The sequence below is a fragment of the Vibrio sp. 03_296 genome (genome assembly GCF_002265885.1).
On sequence record NZ_NPKW01001257.1, the window covers coordinates 1 to 693 of the forward strand.

General features: G+C 42.3%; 1 pseudogene. It reads right to left on the reverse strand.

The features are described from left to right. Positions 1–693: pseudogene (locus CIK04_RS31380) on the reverse strand (transposase); the annotation flags it as partial.

The following is a 693-nucleotide window of genomic DNA, read 5'->3' on the forward strand; positions in this document are numbered from 1 at the left end:
CATCGCCATATACAGGACTGTACGCACCTGAGCGCGCCCACCTTGGATAATTCGTTTGCCTTTATAGCGGCCACTTTCTCTATTCATGGGAGCAACACCTATTAGAGAAGCCGCTTGTTTATTGTTGATATAACCCAACTCAGGAACGTTGCTAATGATGGCGGCCGCACTCACTTTCCCGATGCCTGGGATCACTTTGTAAATGATATTTTGCTCTGATAAGAAGGCGTTTTTCAATGAGAGCAATGATGAGTGCTTCGATCTTCTCTATCTGATTTTTGAAGGAAGTAATGATTGGATTGATTGTGGAATGAAGCGTTTTAGGGAGTTGTTGTAAGCGATTCTTTTCCATAGTTTGCATCGTTAAAATTTGATGTCGACGGGCGACTAAGTCACTCATTAAACGCATAATTTCTGGTTTTAACTGGGTCAATTGGGGTTGAATGGCTTCGCTATAATGAGCGATTAATTGAGCATCCTAGTTTATCCGTTTTTAGCTCTGCGGCCAATAGCGCCAGCGAAGCGTTTAATGTGGATAGGATTGGCAATTACAAAAGGTAAATTGGCTTTGGAACAGGCGATAATAAAAGGCATTTCAAGGCGGCCAGTTGCTTCGATAACGATGCGTTCAGGCTGGTGTTTCTTGATGATTTTGACCGCTTCTTTTATCCCTTTATCATCATTAGAAACAGT